Raw genomic sequence first — 445 nt, 5'->3', positions numbered from 1 at the left:
TGCCGTCGAGGCGGATGACGTAATGATAGCCGATGGACCAGAAGCCACGGGCACGGTGCCAGCAGTCGATATCGGCAGCGGTGATGTTCTGTCCCGCACGGGTGGCGGAACAGTGGATGATGATGGTGTCTTTCATTGCAGAAACTCCTTTCTTTGTTCTCTTTCTCTGGGCAATATATAAGTGTTGAAACCAAAAATGGCGGATTCTTCGGGAGACAGGCGGCGGTAATAGTGTTGCGTCATTGAATGGTGTGCGGGAACAAAGAGAGAAATAAGAGGAAGAGGCGATGAAACAAGGGGAGAAGAAACTGACTGCACACATACATTGCCTGCTTCGGACTTCCCGATTGAATTACTCGATCTGCCTGTTCCGAGCAGATTGCCTGCTTCGGACTCTCCGACTGAATTGCTCGATCTGCCTGTTCCGAGCAGATTGCCTGCTTCG

General features: G+C 51.5%; 2 pseudogenes. Both read right to left on the bottom strand.

Annotation, left to right across the window (positions count from 1 at the left end):
• A pseudogene (locus DW640_RS23345) lies at nucleotides 1–136 on the bottom strand (N-acetylmuramoyl-L-alanine amidase); the annotation flags it as partial.
• Nucleotides 133–445, bottom strand: a pseudogene (locus DW640_RS24215) (endonuclease); the annotation flags it as partial. The pseudogenes DW640_RS23345 and DW640_RS24215, both read right to left, overlap by 4 nt.

It is taken from the genome of Bacteroides sp. AM23-12 (assembly GCF_003434395.1).
GTDB classification, from domain to species: Bacteria; Bacteroidota; Bacteroidia; order Bacteroidales; family Bacteroidaceae; genus Bacteroides; species Bacteroides thetaiotaomicron.
Note: the sequence above shows the minus strand (reverse complement) of the source record. Positions and strands in the feature narration are given on the sequence as shown.